The following is an 899-nucleotide window of genomic DNA, read 5'->3' on the forward strand; positions in this document are numbered from 1 at the left end:
CCTAGGGCCTGTTTTGCGGATCTGGCGGATCTGGATCTTGTGGTTGTGGCTTGATAAGGGGCCATGGTTCGCCGACACGAGCTGACCGATGCCGCCTGGGCCAGGATCGAGCCGCTGCTGCCGGTCAACACCGGCCCCGGCGGCCGGTGGCGGGACCACCGGCAGGTGATCAACCGGATCCTGTGGAAGATCCGCACCGGCGCCGACTGGCGCGACATCCCCGAACGGTACGGACCCTGGCAGACCCTCTACCAGCGGTTCCGCCGCTGGAGCGCGGACGGGACCTGGGACCGGCTGCTCGCCCGCGTCCAGACCCACGACGACGCGATCGGCGCGGTGGACTGGTCGGCGGTCTGCGTGGACTCCACCATCGTGCGCGCCCACCAGTACGCCGCCGGGGCCCGCAAAAAGGGGAGCGCCCGGGGACGAAACCGGCATGCCAGGAGGCCGGGCAGGCGCTCGGGCGGTCCCGCGGCGGGCTGACCACCAAGATCCACCTGGCCTGCGACGGGCGCGGCCTGCCGCTCGCGTTCACGGTGACCGCCGGCAACGTCAACGACTGCACCCGCCTGATCGACGTGGTCGAGGCCATTCGGATCGCGCGCACCGGCCCGGGCCGCCCGCGGGTGCGGCCCGGGCACCTGATCGCCGACAAGGGCTACTCCACGGGCATCATCCGCGCTTATCTGAGGCGGCGGCGCATCCCGCACACCATCCCCGAACGCGCCGATCAGCTTGCCGCGCGGGCCCGGCGCGGGCACCGCCGCTGCGGGTTCGACCGCGACCGCTACCGGCGCCGCAACGTGATCGAACGCTGCTTCAACCGGCTCAAACGCTTCCGCGGCATCGCCACCCGCTACGACAAGCTCGCCAGGCACTACCACGCCACCGTCACCATC

General features: G+C 71.6%; 1 pseudogene. It reads left to right on the forward strand.

The annotated features are described in order from the left end of the window. Window positions 1-63 precede the first annotated feature (63 nt). A pseudogene (locus tag AR3_RS30110) lies at window positions 64-899 on the forward strand (IS5 family transposase); the annotation flags it as partial.

Source organism: Actinomadura rubrobrunea NBRC 15275 (assembly GCF_001552235.1).
In the GTDB taxonomy this organism is placed as follows: domain Bacteria; phylum Actinomycetota; class Actinomycetes; order Streptosporangiales; family Streptosporangiaceae; genus Spirillospora; species Spirillospora viridilutea.